The organism is Paenibacillus sp. FSL H7-0350, assembly GCF_038593195.1.
Taxonomy (GTDB): domain Bacteria; phylum Bacillota; class Bacilli; order Paenibacillales; family Paenibacillaceae; genus Paenibacillus_AQ.
In genome coordinates this window covers 3970112-3986678 of record NZ_CP151972.1, presented here as the reverse complement: position 1 = coordinate 3986678, position 16567 = coordinate 3970112, and the positions used below count along the sequence as shown (strand labels likewise).

The following is a 16567-nucleotide window of genomic DNA, read 5'->3' as shown; positions in this document are numbered from 1 at the left end:
GTAAACGAATCCGGCTGTTTACTATAAATTAATGACGTTTATTAGGCGTTTACTGTGTTTAACTCGTTATTTCTACGTATATTAATGATTTTTGTATTTTATAAAGAACGAATGAGGCTAGGGAGGTTCGGCTCAATAATTTCCGCACCGAACACTTTTGTTTTTTGCTGCAATGCTAAAATAGCCCACTTAGCTACCCCAACGGAGTTCTCCACAGGTAGTTAAATGGGCTAAATATATAGACTGGCCAGTAATCAGATTAGTAGACCATCAGAATAAAACAAGTGATTTCATTCCATAAATGCGGCCAAGCATCAAGCTAAGTTCGTAGCGGAAAGGAGGGATAAGTGTATTCCGTGCAACTAAAAACACTGAAACAGAAGGCTTTGCCCTCCTAACTGTAGTCTGTACAACTAAATTTGCCCGGATGGGCGAAAATCAAGTTATAGAGGCTGTTTAATTGCACGAAATACAGCTAAACGGTAATTTGGCGGCATATCAGGCGATTTAGTTGTACAAATTACAATTAAGCAATACTACCCACTTATTACTTCTTCAACAGGTCGGCCACAAGCTCATATGAGTGCAAGCGTGCAGAGTGGTCATAGATCTGTGAGGCGATAATCCACTCATCCGCATCCGTCTCTTCCTGAATCTGCAGCAGTCGTTCCTTAATCAGGGCCTGGTCGCCGGCGATGGAATATTGTTGTTTGCTCAGGAGCAGTGCTTTCTCCTGGGAGGTCCAGATTCCGTCCAGACTGTCTACAGGCGGCTGGAGCTTACCGGTGCGGCCACGGATTATGTTCAGGAATTGCTGCTGCTGGGAAGTGGCAAGTCTGCGCGCTTCCTCTGCCGTATCCGCTGCTGTAATTCCCAAGCCCACCATAACATAAGGCTTGCCCAGTACAGCTGAAGGCTTGAAGCTGGTGCGGTACAGATTCAGTGCCGGCAGCAGATAATCCGGTGCAAAGTGGCTGGCAAAAGCAAAAGGCAGACCCAGCTGGCCCGCAAGCTGGGCGCTGAAGCCGCTGGAGCCAAGCAGCCAGATCGGAATGTTCAGTCCTTCACCGGGCACGGCGCGGACACCGGCCGGACGGGAGCCTGATCCTTCGGGGTCGAAATACGCCCGCAACTCGCTAAGCTGCTCGGGGAATTCACTGCCATCGCTGCCGAGACTGCGGCGCAGTGCTCTGGCGGCTGCCTGGTCGGAGCCGGGGGCTCTGCCCAGACCCAGATCAATCCGTCCCGGATACAGGGACTCCAGTGTGCCGAATTGCTCGGCAATCACCAGTGGTGCATGGTTGGAGAGCATGATGCCGCCTGAACCAACGCGGATGGTGTTAGTTCCAGCCGCCACATGTCCGATAACAACGGAGGTAGCAGAGCTGGCAATGCCGGTCATATTATGATGCTCTGCCAGCCAATAACGGTTATACCCCCATTTCTCAGCATGACGGGCCAAATCAAGGGTGTTATGAAAAGAATCCGCCGCCGTTCCGCCCTCCCGGATAGGGGCTAAATCCAGTACGGAGAATGGTATATCGTGCAATTGCTTCACATGAATCCCTCCTATAGTAGATGCCTACAGCATCAGTAGCATTATTTGCAGCCATGAATCAATATACCCGCCAATTATAACATGAAATAATATAATTTACACACTTTAAGTAAGCGGCATGACGGGGAGGGGGGATTTGAAGGGCGAAAAGCACAAAATGTAAGCGCATAACAATTTGCTTGCCAATTTAAGGGAGCCTTGCTATAATCGCTTTGAAAAGCTTTTCTAACTTAAGCGGCTAGGCCAATCCTGATAAGGAGGGCACACGTTTCGGGCAAAAAGAATAAGAAGGAAGTCAGACTATGAAGCCAACTATCAGAGATGTCGCCAAGATGGCCGGAGTATCCATCAGTACCGTGTCCCGTGTAATGAATGCGCCGGATACGGTAGTGGAGAGCAAGCGAAGCCGGGTCATTGAAGCGATAGAAGCGCTCAAGTATCAGCCTAATGCATTCGCACGGGGACTAATTTACAGGAAGTCTTTCACCCTCGGGCTGCTCATTCCCGATATTGAGAACCTGTATTTCGCAGGGGTGATCCGGGGAATGCAGGATGCCTGCATTAAGCTCGGTTACAGTCTGATGATTTGCAATACAGACCGTGACAAGGAGCGGACATTGTCCTATATGGATACTTTTCATGAGAAGCAGGTGGATGGTGTTGTGTTCGCCAGTGATATTCTGCACCCTGAGTATTATGAGAAGCTGGTGGACTGCAGAATTCCATTCGTGCTGGTCTCCTCCCATTCCGATGAGTATGAGGTAGCGTCAGTGGAGGTGGATGACGAGAAGGCGGCGTATGATGCTGTTAAATTCCTGATTGAGTTGGGGCACCGGGAGATCGGGATGATCGGCTTCAATCATGATAATTCGGTGTCCGGGCCACCGCGGATGGCGGGGTTCGTGAGAGCCTTGAGCGAATCGGGGCTGGAGCGTAATATCGGCAAAATCAAGTACGCCAACCACCGCTTTGAGCAGGCCTATCAGGCTACGCACGAGCTGTTCACTGAATATCCGGAGCTAACCGCTGTATTCTGTGTAGCGGATGAGTTCGCCATGGGAACGATCTCTTACTTAAAGGACCGCAATATTCTGGTTCCCGGTCAAGTGTCGGTCATCGGCTTCGATAATCTGCGGATGTCGGGGATGTTCATTCCGAAGCTGACAACAATCGCACAACCTATCTATCAGCTGGGATACCGGGCGGCAGAGAAGCTGCATGAATTGTTGACCACAGGCGAGGTGGCTGTCATGAAAGAGAAGATGGAACATAAGCTAATCGTAAGAGAATCCTCGCGTGAGAAATGAGACGTAGTTCCGGCGGGCTGAAGCACGGCTGCCTGACAGGGCAGCACGGTTTCTTCGGACTATTTTGAAAAGCTTTTCAGAATGGCGGGTTACAGGAATGTGAGCGAATCGTTTCGGGAACCGGTTCAGGAACTGTTTCAGGAAACGTACCCGCAGCAGAAGGTACTAACGCACTATTGGAAGCGCATACATTATAGTGGATATGGAGAATGTACGTTTGAATTAGCGGTGTTAATGAGTGTGGGTGCCTGGTGTCCGTGAATTTCGATAAGGGGGTGAGTTGCTGCTCTGCCGGAAGGGGTTCCGGTAATGAAGCTGGCTTGATGCAGTCTCTAAAAACAATTAAAGGGGATGTATGAAACAATGAAGAAAGCTCCAGCACGTAAACTGTCACTTGCGATGGTGCTGTGTCTATCCTTCACCATGATGCTCAGCGGCTGCGGCGGCAATAACAACGCTGCACCAACGCAGGCCCCGGCGGCTACAGAAGCGCCGACAGCAGCACCTTCGGCAGATAACAACGCAGCATCAACAGATAGCCCAGATCCCGCTGCGGCAGGCAGCCCGTTGGACTTGGCGATGAAGGGTGAATACAAAGGCACGAAGGTCACGATGTTCGGACCGTTTGTCGATGCGGACCAGGTGAAGTTCGAGAGCAGTATTAAGGAATTCGAAGAGAAAACCGGCATTGATATTCAATACGAAGGCTCTAAGGAATTCGAAGCCACAATTAATATCCGGGTCGATGGCGGCAATGCGCCGGATATCGCGGACTTCCCGCAGCCGGGCCTGCTGGCCTCTATTGCTAAGACTGGCAAGGTTATCGATCTGACCGGGGTGCTGGATCAGGCGAAGCTGACGGCCAATTACAATAAGAGCTGGCTGGATATGTCCACCATGGACGGCAAGGATGGCAAGATTATGGCCGGGATCTGGAACCGCAGCAATGTGAAGAGCCTGGTCTGGTATCCGAAGAAGCAATTTGACGAAGCGGGATATACGGTTCCGCAGACTTGGGATGAAATGATGGCTCTGACGGAGCAAATCGCCAAAGACGGTGACCCGGCCTGGGCAATCGGTATCGAGAGCGGCGCGGCAACCGGCTGGGCGGCAACCGACTGGGTAGAGAACATCATGCTGCGGACTACGACGCCTGAGAATTATGACAAGTGGGTAAGCGGGGAGCTGCCGTTCACTTCGCCTGAAGTGAAGAACGCGGTGGAAGTAATGTCCAAGATCTGGCTGAACAAGGATTATGTCTACGGCGGTGCTAAATCCATTGTCACTACTGCCTTCGGTGATGCTCCGAAGCCGATGTTCGAGAACCCGCCCAAAGCCTGGTTCAACCTGATGGGGAACTTCATTACCAGCTTCTTCCCGGAAACGGCCAAGGTGGATACAGACTATGACTGGTTCTATCTCCCGCCGATTGATGAGCAGTATGGCAAGCCGGTCCTGGTGGCAGGCGATATCTACTCCATGTTCAATGACCGCCCGGAGGTACGCGCGGTAATGGAATTCTTCACTACTGGCGAATCGATCAAAAGCTGGGTGCAATCCGGCGGTGTCATTGCCCCTATGAATGATGCTTCCCTCGACTGGTACCAGTCCGAATCCGACCGCCGGATGGCGAAGCTGGTACAGGACGCCTCTACTCTGCGCTTCGATGGCTCGGACCTGATGCCGGGTAAGGTGGGTGCAGGTACCTTCTGGAAAGGCATGACTGACTATGTGAGCGGAACTGCTACGCTGGATCAGGCCCTGGAGCAGATTCAGTCAGGCTGGAAGAACTAAGGACCAGGCAAGCGCGGAATTAGACGCCAAGAGGTTGAAGGGGCGGTCTTGAACAATCAGGCCTGCCCCTCAACTGGTGTTAACGGGTGCTTATGAAGAAGGCTCTGCTCCAACAGAGCCTATAGGAGGAACCGATATGGATGCACAAATAAGGCCGGAGCCGGGTGCCGCCGGGGCGCAGGTAAAGCAGAGGATTAGCGGCAGGGCAGTGCTGCTATCGCTGGGCGTCTTGCTTGCGAATATTGTGGTCAACGGGCTGATTTTTCTGTTTTTCCGCGATTCAACGCTTCATCCACTGCTGACTGCGGTGCTCGCAGTGTTGTGGGGCGTGCTGGGCGTATATCTGATCTATTACACCTTGACCTGGGCAGTAGAGCAGTACCCGGACCATGTCCGCAGGAAGGTGCTGCCTTATGTTTTTGTCGGACCGGCTGTCCTTATTCTCGGTTGGCTGCTGATTCTGCCGGCCCTGCGGACGCTGTACTTAAGCTTCTTCAACGCGTCCTCCGAGAAGTTCGTCGGACTCAGCAATTACGCCGCGATCTTTAGCGACCGTCTGATGGGCACTGCCTTGCGCAATAACTTGCTATGGGTGTTCGTGGGCACGCTGGCCTGTGTCTGCTTCGGGCTGCTGATTGCTATTCTTGCCGACCGGAGCAGCTATGAGCGGATCGCCAAATCTATTATTTTCATGCCGATGGCTATTTCCTTTGTTGCCGCCGGGGTCATCTGGAAGTTCGTCTATTATTATCAGCCGGGCGATGAGCAAATTGGACTATTGAATGCGATTGTCACCTATTTCGGCGGTGAACCGCAGGCCTGGACGAGTATGCTGCAGCCGTGGAACAACTTCTTCCTTATTATCATTCTGATCTGGATGCAGACGGGGTTTGCGATGGTCATTTTCTCCGCAGCCATCAAAGGAGTGCCCGAGGATATTTTGGAGGCTGCACGGGTGGATGGCGCGGGTGAGGTGAAGATCTTTTTTGGCATCATGATTCCTTACATCTCCACAACGATTCTGACGGTGACCACCACGATTATTGTCTTTACGCTGAAAATATTTGACGTTGTCATGGTGATGACAGGAGGTCAATACGATACAGAAGTTGTTGCGACGCAGTTCTACCGGCAGTTCTTCATGTACCGTAACTTCGGCTACGGCTCTACGCTGGCTATCGTGCTCCTGATCGCGGTATTGCCTGTTATTCTTATTAATCTGCGGCAGTTCCGCAAGCAGGGGGGATTCTAATGGTAGGCACCAAGAAAAAAAGGGGCAGCAAAACGGCCGTCAATCTGATTCTGGGCGTCATCTGCTTCCTCTGGATTTTGCCGACGTTCGGACTGTTCGCGTCCTCCTTCCGTCCCGCAGCGGATATTTTGCAGACGGGCTGGTGGAAGGTGTTCCCCCATCAGGAATGGAAAGCGGGCGAGACGGTGCAGCTCTCCAAGGAGGTTGATCTGCGTGAGCCAATTGAGGTGAATGGCAAGACCTATACGGATGAACAGCTCAAGGCAGGGGTGAAGGCGGATGGCAGCCGCCTGATGTGGGAGAACCGCAGGGCACGCACGGTTAATATGCAGGAGCAGGGCTGGCAGGCAGTGCCTGACCTTACGCTCGACAACTACAAGAATGTGCTGTCCGGCAAGGAGTACACACTCAAGGAAGCAGACGGCAGTGAAACGGTACAGAAGGGGAGCGGATTATCGCAGGCGTTCTGGAATACACTTACAATTGCTGTTCCGGCGACCGTGATTCCGGTGCTGATCGCCTCTTTTGCCGCATATGCCTTCGCCTGGCTGCGGTTTCCGGGACGGAAAACGCTGTTCGTGATCATTATTGCGATGCTGGTCATTCCGATTCAGGTTGCACTAATTCCGGTACTCAAGGATTACACGGCGCTTGGGCTGAACGGCAGTTATCTTGGAATCTGGCTGGCACATACAGCCTTCGGGCTGCCGCTGGTCACGTATTTTATGTACAACTTCATCAGCCAGCTGCCGAAGGATCTGTTTGAATCGGCTTTTATTGACGGCGCGAGCCACTTTACGATTTTCAGCAGACTGATTCTGCCGCTGTCCGTGCCTGCGCTCGCTTCCATCGGGATCTTCCAGTTCCTCTGGGTATGGAATGATTATCTGGTGTCGCTGATCTTCATCGGGAACCAGCCGTCGGTGCAGGTCATGTCGATGAAGATCGCCGATCTGGTCGGCTCGCGCGGCAATGACTGGCATCTGCTGACCTCGGCAGCTTTTATCTCGATGCTGATGCCGCTGGCGATCTTCTTCCTGCTGCAAAAGTATTTCGTCCGGGGTCTGATGGGCGGCTCAGTCAAGGGCTAAGCCGCGGCAGGGACAAGAGAAGTCGGCAATCGGGAGGAGAATACGAAGATGAGACCGGAGACAAGTACGGAGATACGCACAGAGATGAAAATAAAGATGAAGTCCTGTGAGCATCCTCCCCCCTTATACCCTTACAGGGAGTGGAGTATTGAAGAGGAACACTACGAGGATGAATACAATCAGCGGAGCGAGAGTGTGTTCACACTCGGCAATGGCTATATTGGCATGCGCGGCAATTTCGAGGAAGGCTACTATGGCAAAACAGGTCGGTCGGTTGCCGGGAATTATCTGAACGGGTTCTTTGATTCCGAGCCGGTCGTCTATCCTGAGGGGGCCTTCGGGTACCCCTCCCGCAACCAGGCCATGCTGAATGTGAGCGATGCCCGTATCATCCGGCTTAGTATCGAAGGGCATGAATTCCGGCTGGATCAGGGGAAGCTGCACCGGTATAAGCGCCGGCTGGATATGAGGAGCGGCATGCTGCACCGGGAGCTGGAGTGGGAATCTCCCGCCGGACACCGGGTGCTGCTGGTGATCCGCCGGATGGTTGCCTTGGCGCACAAGCATCTGGCCGCTATCGACTATGCCGTGACGGCGCTGAACTTCTCCGGGACACTGAAGTTCGATTCTGCGGTGGACGGCGAGATCCGGCGGCCGGAAGCGACGGATGATCCCAGGCTGGGAGCGGGCAGCGCGGTGCCCAGCCTGCTGCTGGAGAATACCGGTTATGACGAAGCCTCCGGGGACCTGTGGATGAAGCAGCGGACCCGGCATACACGGTTCGCGCTGCTGACTGCTGTCAGCCATGCGCTGCAGGCGAAGTCCGGGCGCGAGATGAGTCACCAGCTGATCGGACAGCGCATCTCCGTCTGTTATGCCGCTGCTGTCCGCAGCGGAGAGACGGTGACGCTTACCAAATATATAACGTATCACACCTCCAGGGATTACGGGGAGGAGGAGCTGCCCGGCCGGAGTGCTGAAGCCTTGGCACTAGCCAAGGAGCTGGGCTTCGCCGGTCTGGCCGGGGAGCAGCAGACGTATCTGGACAGCTTCTGGGCACAGGCTGATGTAGAGATTAGCGGTGATCCTGCACTCCAGCAGGGCATCCGCTTCAATGCTTATCAGCTGCTGCAATCCGTGGGCCGGGACGGAGCAACGAATATCGGAGCCAAGGGCTTAACCGGTGAAGGCTATGAGGGGCATTATTTCTGGGACACGGAGATGTACATGCTGCCGTTCTTCACCTTCACACAGCCGGAGATTGCCCGTGCGCTGCTGGAATTCCGTTATGCAACGCTCGGCAAGGCCAGGGAGCGGGCAGCGGTTATGTCGCAGAAGGGGGCGTTGTACCCGTGGCGGACGATTGACGGCGAGGAGAACTCCGCCTACTTCCCCGCAGGTACTGCCCAGGCGCACATCAACGCCGACATTGCCTACGGCCTGAAGCAATATGTCCAGGCGACCGGTGATATGGATTTTCTGGTTAGCCGGGGGGCAGAGATACTGTTCGAGACCTCAAGGTTCTGGGCCGATCTGGGCCACTATAACCCCGCGCGAGGAGGGGCCTTCTGCATCGATGCAGTAACTGGGCCGGATGAATATACAGCGATTGTGAATAACAATGCTTACACCAACCTCATGGTGCAGGATCAGCTCCAGTATGCCTATGAGACAGCTCTGCTGCTTCAGCGGGATTATCCGGCGGATTACGAACGGCTGCGGCAAGAGATCGGATTAACTCCCGAAGAGGCAGAGAGCTGGAGGGATGCGGCCGCAGTGATGTTCATTCCTTTTGACGAACCGCTCGGCATTTATGCCCAGGATGACACCTTCCTGAGTAAGCAAAAATGGGATTTCGAGCATACGCCTGCGGACCGGTATCCGCTGCTGCTCCATTATCATCCGCTTGTAATCTACCGGCATCAGGTGCTGAAACAGGCCGATCTGGTCATGGCGTTGTTCCTGCTAGGGGACAAGTTCAGCCTGGCGGATAAGCTCCGCAACTATCATTATTATGAGCCACTGACGACGCATGACTCCTCGCTGTCTCCTTGTATCCACAGTATTATGTCTGCGGAGATCGGAGATCTGGCCGGGGCATACCGTTATTTCAGCCGCACAGTGCGGATGGACCTGGACGATATCAACCATAATGCCAAGGACGGGCTGCATATGGCAGCGATGGCCGGGTCCTGGATGTCGATTGTGAACGGCTTCGGCGGCATGCGGCTGGCTCAGGGGGAACTGGGTTTTGCCCCTGTCCTGCCGGAGCAGTGGGAGAGCTGCCGCTTTAAGGTTACAGTGGGTGGTAAACTGCTGGATATCTTCGTTGAACGTGAAGCGGTAGTGTATACGCTGCTGGAGGGAACAGCGCTTGAGATTAGACATAAGAAGCAGCCGCTGCGGCTGCTTCCGCAGGAGCCGGTGAGGATTTCGCTGGCGCACCGGCTGGAGGCTGTAATCTTCGATCTTGACGGTGTGATTACGGATTCCGCCGAGGCTCATTATCTGGCCTGGCAGGCCCTTGCGGATGAGCTGGGCGTACCCTTCAGCCGGGAGAAGAATGAACGGCTGAAGGGCATCAGCCGGATGGAATCGCTGGAGATCGTGCTGGAGGGCAGCGGTCTTGCGAAGCTGCCTGAAGCCGGGAAGCTCCGGCTCGCGGAGAAGAAGAACGATCATTACCGGCAGATGATCGGCCGGATCACCCCGGCGGACCTCCTGCCGGGTATCCGGGAGCTGCTCGATTCCCTACGCGAGCGGGGAATCGCTGTGGGGCTGGCCTCGGCCAGCCTGAATGCGCCGCTGATTCTGGAGCGCCTCGGCGCAGCCCGGTGGTTCCAGGCCGTTGCCGACCCGGCTGCGCTCCGGAAGGGCAAGCCCGATCCGGAGATCTTCCTGCAGGCGGCAGAGCGGTTGGGTGTTCCGCCGGGCAACTGCATCGGCGTGGAGGATGCAGCCGCAGGCGTGGCCGCGATCCGGGCGGCGGGCATGAAGGCTGTGGGCATCGGCGCGGCCGGGCAGCTTGGCGCGGCCGACCTGGTGCTGCCTTCTACGGCGGAGCTCGATGCCGGGAAACTATTTAAACTGTTCGCGCGTTAGCCGCTTGCGGTAGGCGGCATCGGGCAGCGAGATTGCTGTGCGTATAGGAAGGGAGCGGGCGCGTGGCCGGATGTATGCGGAAAACCGTATACAATGTGCTGGTGAACGCCTACCGTTAGCCAAGAGCAAGGGTGTCCGCCGCGAGGCGGAATTTGAAGGAAGCTAGAGGCAAATGCACGATCCAAGGTATACGCAAGTGATGGACCCGATCTTCGATGTGGACTTCTCAAGGCATAGGTACGGTTTTCGCCTTGGGAAGCGAGCGCATGACGCGGTCATTCGAATAGCATCTGCGAAAGGGCACTGTGAGAAATTCGACCAGTGGATTCGCCGCAGACTGCATATGTGCTTATGGAAGCAATGGAAACGGGTACGCACTCGAATCCATGAGCTTCGAGCACTCGGCGTCCCAGAATGGGCGGGTTTTGTCATGGCTAACTCCAGACGTGGAGCGTGGGAAATGTCTCGAAACACAAACAACGCCCTTCCGACTTCCTATTGGGAAGCGAAAGCACTGAAAATTTTGCTTACTCGTTATTTAGAGCTTTGTTAACCTTTCGGAACCGCCGTTTGCGCACCCGCATGTAAGGTGGTGTGAGAGGACGGGGGCTAGGCGCCCCCTCCTACTCGATCATTGCGCTATCGTTCTCCGTGATTTTTTCTTTTCATGAGCCAAACCCAGATTGACGCTTGTCCGTTTATGCTTGCTTATTGCGTTTTTGCTGCAGACACACCGTTCAGCCAATCCGCGATATCCGAGATAACTTGATCCGAAATATTGCCGGCTATGGTGTACTCGGCGCCTGTTGATGGCTGGTCAACGGATATGAAGAAGTGATTCAGCTTCAACAGTCTCAACTGCTGCGCAAAAAATACCCTTTCTTCTAGGAAAAAGCAGAGTGCCGGAGTACTATACTTGTTCAACTATCATTCGACGTTAATTCAACTCTTTCGGAAATATTTTTACTTATTTCTTCAGGATTTTTAATGCCAATGATCAACTTTGATATTTTGAACTTACCAACTTTAAAGCTATCCAAATCGAAATGAAGAGTTTCTAGCTCATTCTCAAAAAAGTGCAGTTGAAAACCACCTTTTGATCTGAATAACCCATTTCTCTTTTCTCCTAATAAAGCACCATATAGTTTAAAAGCATTTGGTATCGGTCTGCCTGTTGTTATTCCCTTGATGGAAGAGTATGGAATTTGCAGCCCTTTATCTATTTTTAAAAAGGGTGAGTTTCCAAGGTCGATATTTACGTAGGTTTCCATTAGTTGAATTTTACGTTCCATATTTTGAATCCCCCATTCCATTTATTTCACAAATTATAATAACATATAATACCACAAAACCCTCTTTTCATAAAAAAGTCTAAGCTCTTCCCGTTAGCTTAACGCACGCCGCCAGTGCGAAGAATACCTTGACGGTAGTGACCGTCCGCTCCTTGGGGTGGGGAATATAATTGATGCTGTTAATGCACTTTTACATTCTTTGAAAACCTCGGTTAAACTAAAAGATGATACGGGTTTGTGCCAATGGGACACGGAGTAGACCACTAACACAATTGAGATTAAACAAGCCTCTGCAGCTATGCAGAGGCTTGTTCGGCTACACTCATATATGCAGCGATGTATGGAGTTTTGTTCGAGGCCAACTTTCGGCGATAGATGTATGCTGTACAATTAAAAACCGTAAAAAGGCAGGATTTCCAGTTAAGTGGCAGCCCCCCCTCAAGTAGTCCCCCCCTCCTCCAGCTCCACAGGCAGAATATGCGCAGCGGCCACGCTGTGGCCTTGCACCAGCTGCAGAATCAGGTCCACTGCCAGCTGGCCCATCGCTTCCATCGGCTGGCGGATGGTGGTGATCGGCGGGTCGAGCAGGCTGCGGAGCGCGATGCCGTCATAGCCGACGATCTTCACATCCTCCGGGACGCGCCGTCCTCTGGTGCGGCAGGCCTTCAGGGCGTAGGCGGCAATGATATCGCTGCCTGCAAAAATCCCGTCCACTTCAGGATGCTCCAGGAAGAGCTGCCCGAGCAGCTGCTCGTAAGCTTCGAAGTCGAAGCTGTTGTTGTCGGTATGGAGGGTGACATACTCCAGGCTGTGCTGCTTCGCGGTATCCTCGAACGCCACGCAGCGCAGATGGGATAAGATATTCAGCTTGGGATGCCCGCCGATATGGGCGAGGTGGCGGCAGCCTTTTTGGATCAGAAGAGTTGTAGCCAGCTGGCCTCCCTCATAATTATCTGAACAGACATAAGGGATATCCGGTGAGATCTGCCGGTCAAACGTCACCAGCGGCAGATTCATCTGCCGGTAGGCTTCAACCTCCAGCGTATGGCTGCCCATAATAATGCCGTCTACCCGGCTTGCGCGCAGCATGTGGATGTATTCCTGTTCCTTCTGCTTGTCCTGCCACGAATTGCAGAGCAGCAGCTTATAGCCCTCCCGGTAGGCATGTTCTTCAATATGACTGGTCAATTCGCCGAAAAAAGGCAAAGATACATGCGGAATAATCAGTCCGATAATGTTGGATTTCGAGCGGCTGAGGGAGCGTGCCAACTCGTTCGGCCGGTAATTCAGCTCCTCCATCGCCTGGTGTACCTTGTGCTTCAATTCCTCGCTTAAGTAACCCCTGTTGTTCAGTACCCGGGATACGGTGGTTGCCGATACGCCAGCCTTCAGCGCAACGTCTTTGATGGTCGGCATGGCCAGGCCTCCTGTCTAAGCAGTCAACTGCAGATTCATTCTAACGTTAGCAGTCTGCTCTGTCCAATATCTACGGCTGCTGTCGCTTTTTGTTGTTTCTAAAAACACCTTTTCCCCCTATAATTGTATCAAAGCAGTCCCCGTAATGAAGCCCCATGTATACATTATCCTTCGACTTGTCAGATTCCGATTATGAGATAGATGAACGGGAGTGTGCGAATGAGTGTAGATCATATTCATCTCAGATTTTTAAGGAGTGTACTCTTGCCTCTGATGATCTTCCTGTGTACAACAGGCCCGGCAGGAGCTGCATTCGCCGCAGCCGAGGAGCTTCCCGCCCGGAACGTGCTGGTGTTGCATTCCTATCAGAAGGGCTTCGCCTGGACCGATGACCAAAGTGCCGGCATAGAGGAACGTCTCAAAGGTACCGCTAATCCTCCCGTCATCTACACCGAATACATGGACTGGAAAAGGTACCCCACGCAGGGGAACCTCGAACATTTCTACGAAACCATCCGCTTCAAGTATCAGAACATCCATATTAAAACGATCATTACAACAGACGATGCGGCGCTGAGCTTCGCGATGAAGTACCGCCATGAGCTTCTGAACGATGCTCCGATTATTTTCAGCGGGGTCAACGAGCTGGGGGTGGACAGCATCCCGGATAAGCGCAACATGACAGGCGTTATTGAGAAAATCGATGCTTCCCCCACCATCCGTATGGCCATGGACCTTAACCCTTCGCTGAAAAAGGTGTATGTCGTCTTCGATAATTCGGAGAGCGGGCTGTCGACCGGCCGGATGGTGATGGATCAGATTAGCTCCTTGAATCCGGAGCTTGCGCTGTTCCCCATGAACCGCTTGTCCATGGAACAGATCAAAGCTACGGCATCGGCGCTGTCCCCGGACAGTATTATACTGATGACTACATATTATAGTGACTCTACCGGAAGAATTGTGGAGTTCGACAGGTTCGCAAGCGAGCTGGGCAAGAGCAGCAGTGTTCCGGTGTATCATATTTATGATTTTGGATTGAACCATGGGGCCTTCGGCGGGAGCCTGATCAGCGGCAGAGTGCAGGGGCAGACGGCGGCCGATCAGGCGCTGCGTATCCTGAAGGGGGAGCGTGCCGGGGATATCCCGGTGGTGACCGACAGCAGTGTACGCAAGGTATTTGATTATAATGAGCTGCAGCGCTTCAAGATATCGCCGGAGAAGCTGCCGAAGGGCAGCGAAGTGATTAACGAGCCGTTCTCCTTCTATCAGACCTACAAGGTGCTGGTGCTAAGCATCGTGGCTGCTTTTGCGGTGCTGGTAACCTTCATTATGGTGTTGTTATTCTATGTGCAGCTGGTCAGAAGGATTAGAAGCAACCTGGAAAAAAGCAATGAACGCTTCAGCTTGGCAACCTACGGCTCGGATGCGGTAATCTGGGACGTTGATATGTCTACGATGATCTATTATTTCTCGGACAGCTGGTATGAGGTGCTCGGATATGCCCGGGATGAGCTGAATGAGAGCCGCGGCGGCTGGCGGGATATCCTCCATCCGGAGGATGCCGAGCAGGAGAATCGGCTGCGCATTCAGCATCTGGAGGGTCGTTCTTCTTACTACTACGCTGAATACCGGATGCGCAGCAAGGCGGGCGAATACAAGTGGTTTCAGGCGCGGGGCAAGGTGCTGCGTAATGCGGGCGGCGGATATATCCGGTTTGCCGGGTCGATGGTTGATGTAACGGACCGCAAGGGCTATGAGAGCAAGCTGCAGACGAGCTATCAGGAGCTGGAATCGACCTATGAGGAGCTGACTGCCCTACAGGATGAGCTGCTGGAGCAGTATAACAAGGTGGTGGAGAATCAGGCACTGCTGCAGACCAGTGAGGAGAAATACCGGCTGCTTGCTTATAATGACGTGCTTAGCGGTCTGCCGAACCGGCTGTCGTTATCCGAGGAGCTGCAGCGGTTCATTGAGGAGCATTCCGGCGGCCATGCGGCGCTGTTCTTCCTGGATATCGATAACTTCAAGTACATTAATGACTCCATGGGCCATACCTTCGGGGATGAACTGCTGGTGCAGGTCGGTGAACGGCTGCTTAGCCGCGCTGACGGGCGCAGTAAGCATTTCCGCTTCGGCGGTGATGAGTTTGTGATTCTGTTCAAGGATGTGGCTGAGGCGGGTGAGGTGATCCGTTATGCGGATTCCCTGGTACAGGGCTTCAAGGAGCCATTCCAGCTTCATGCGAGTGTGGTGCATATCTCGGCCAGTATTGGAATTGCGGAGTACCCGGAGAACGGAGGGAATGCGGAAGAGCTGCTGAAGAATGCCGACATTGCCATGTACAAGGCCAAAGAAGCGGGAAAGGGCAGCTATATGATCTACGGGCATGAGATGCAGCAGTATTTTGACGAACGGATGATTATTGAGAATCACTTGAGAAGCGCGGTATCCAATAATGAGCTGTCGCTGCATTACCAGCCGCTGGTGGATACCGGCTCTGGCGAGATCTGGGGCTTCGAGGCGCTGATCCGTTGGAACAGCCCGGTGCTCGGCTTCGTCTCCCCCTTATCCTTCATCCGGATTGCCGAGGACTGCCGCTTAATCGTTCCCATAGGTGAGTGGGTGCTGCGTGCCGCCTGCCGGTTCACCAAGGATCTGCAGAATCAGGGCTATGAGGGCTACCATATCTCGGTTAATATCTCGGTCATTCAGCTGATGCTGGAGGACTTCACGGAGATGGTGCTGAGCGTGCTGGAGGATACCGGGCTTGCGCCGGAGTATCTGGAGCTGGAGATTACGGAATCAATATTCATGGAATCCTTCGAGGCGATCAGCTCCAAGCTGGAGGCGCTCAAGGAGAGGGGCATTGGTATTGCGCTGGATGACTTCGGAACGGGCTATTCCTCACTCAGCTATCTGAAGCAGCTCCCGATTACTACCCTGAAGATCGACAAGTCCTTCATCGACAGCATTGATACCCCGAACAATATGTCGCTGGCCAGCTCCATCGTCACCATCGGCCATGATATGGGACTGAATGTTACCGCTGAAGGGGTGGAGACCCCGGAGCAGCTTGCTTTTCTGGAGCGGACCCGCTGTGACAAGATTCAGGGCTACTATATCAGCAAGCCTATTCCAGAGAAAGAGGTCGCGGGCTGGGTGGCGGGGCGGATGGTGGGTTGAGGTTAAGCTGTGAACCGAATAAGTCCGGGTTTTCTCACAGAGTAATACGGCAACATGGAGAAGAAGTGGGATTATGTAGTTCACCGGAACCTTTCCGTGTCTCGAAACGTAACTATCTATTTATGATGAAATTAACTCTGAGTATATCAATAAGTGAGGTGTAGGCTTGTCATCAATTTTACTAACGATTTTTTCGGTTAATTTTGCTCTCTTGCTTGTGCACGAAATGGATGCAATCAGAGCCAGGGAATGGAGAATGTTTATCTTCCTGAGAGAGTTGACAGATGAACGTGCCTTTAAAGTATTCACAATTTTGCATCTGCCACTGTATGCCATTTTACTGTTTTCATTTATAAGTCAACATCTGTTATCTTTCGTTATAATAGACATATTTTTAATTATTCACTCGATCGCCCATTTTTTCTTTGAGAAGCATCCAAGTAATAATTTTAAGAACCTATACTCTAGATTAATTATATATCCAATGGGCCTATTGGGTTTGTTGCATCTTGTTGGGTTAATGTATTTGTAGCAGCATCAGCCACCTATAGTGCATTTGAAATCACAGGACG

11 protein-coding genes and 1 pseudogene are annotated in these 16567 nt (G+C 52.9%); 8 read left to right on the top strand and 4 right to left on the bottom strand.

Going from position 1 to position 16567, the window contains the following annotated elements; genetic code table 11:
- Positions 1-547 precede the first annotated feature (547 nt).
- A complete protein-coding gene (locus NYE24_RS18145; protein ID WP_083678218.1) occupies positions 548-1558 on the bottom strand; it encodes an LLM class flavin-dependent oxidoreductase in 1011 nt (336 codons plus the stop codon).
- Between the two features lie 302 nt (positions 1559-1860).
- Between NYE24_RS18145 and NYE24_RS18140 the strand changes: the two genes are divergently transcribed.
- The 6 genes and pseudogenes from NYE24_RS18140 to NYE24_RS18115 form a co-directional block, all read left to right on the top strand.
- Positions 1861-2865, top strand: coding sequence for a LacI family DNA-binding transcriptional regulator (locus NYE24_RS18140; protein ID WP_036692006.1), 1005 nt, complete (start codon positions 1861-1863; stop codon positions 2863-2865).
- Between the two features lie 363 nt (positions 2866-3228).
- Positions 3229-4659, top strand: a complete 1431-nt coding sequence (locus tag NYE24_RS18135) for an ABC transporter substrate-binding protein (RefSeq protein ID WP_036692008.1) — start codon at positions 3229-3231, stop codon at positions 4657-4659.
- Between the two features lie 136 nt (positions 4660-4795).
- Positions 4796-5911: a sugar ABC transporter permease gene (locus NYE24_RS18130; RefSeq protein ID WP_051493245.1), complete on the top strand. Its 1116-nt coding sequence runs from the start codon at positions 4796-4798 to the stop codon at positions 5909-5911.
- Entirely contained in the window at positions 5911-7002 is a 1092-nt protein-coding gene (locus NYE24_RS18125) for a carbohydrate ABC transporter permease (protein WP_076159369.1), read from the top strand. The genes NYE24_RS18130 and NYE24_RS18125 overlap by 1 nt, the downstream gene beginning before the upstream one ends.
- Before the next feature lie 48 nt (positions 7003-7050).
- Positions 7051-10104 (top strand): beta-phosphoglucomutase, encoded by a 3054-nt coding sequence (pgmB, locus tag NYE24_RS18120; RefSeq protein ID WP_235218356.1) that lies wholly within the window; start codon positions 7051-7053, stop codon positions 10102-10104.
- Between the two features lie 280 nt (positions 10105-10384).
- Positions 10385-10657, top strand: a pseudogene (locus NYE24_RS18115) (group II intron maturase-specific domain-containing protein); the annotation flags it as partial.
- A 155-nt stretch (positions 10658-10812) separates the two neighbouring features.
- Here NYE24_RS18115 and NYE24_RS18110 read toward each other — a convergent pair.
- The 3 genes from NYE24_RS18110 to NYE24_RS18100 form a co-directional block, all read right to left on the bottom strand.
- Entirely contained in the window at positions 10813-10962 is a 150-nt protein-coding gene (locus NYE24_RS18110; protein WP_342476339.1) for a hypothetical protein, read from the bottom strand.
- 62 nt (positions 10963-11024) lie between these two features.
- On the bottom strand, positions 11025-11396 hold the full coding sequence (locus NYE24_RS18105; protein ID WP_036692017.1) for a hypothetical protein: 372 nt from the start codon (positions 11394-11396) through the stop codon (positions 11025-11027).
- 438 nt (positions 11397-11834) lie between these two features.
- Positions 11835-12812 (bottom strand): LacI family DNA-binding transcriptional regulator, encoded by a 978-nt coding sequence (locus NYE24_RS18100; RefSeq protein ID WP_036692019.1) that lies wholly within the window; start codon positions 12810-12812, stop codon positions 11835-11837.
- A 273-nt stretch (positions 12813-13085) separates the two neighbouring features.
- Between NYE24_RS18100 and NYE24_RS18095 the strand changes: the two genes are divergently transcribed.
- Together NYE24_RS18095 and NYE24_RS18090 are read left to right on the top strand one after the other, a co-directional pair.
- Positions 13086-15995, top strand: coding sequence for an ABC transporter substrate binding protein (locus NYE24_RS18095; protein WP_342479258.1), 2910 nt, complete (start codon positions 13086-13088; stop codon positions 15993-15995).
- A 166-nt stretch (positions 15996-16161) separates the two neighbouring features.
- The gene (locus tag NYE24_RS18090) at positions 16162-16527 is read left to right on the top strand and encodes a DUF6713 family protein (protein ID WP_143804349.1); all 366 of its coding nucleotides are present in this window, start codon (positions 16162-16164) and stop codon (positions 16525-16527) included.
- Positions 16528-16567 lie beyond the last annotated feature (40 nt).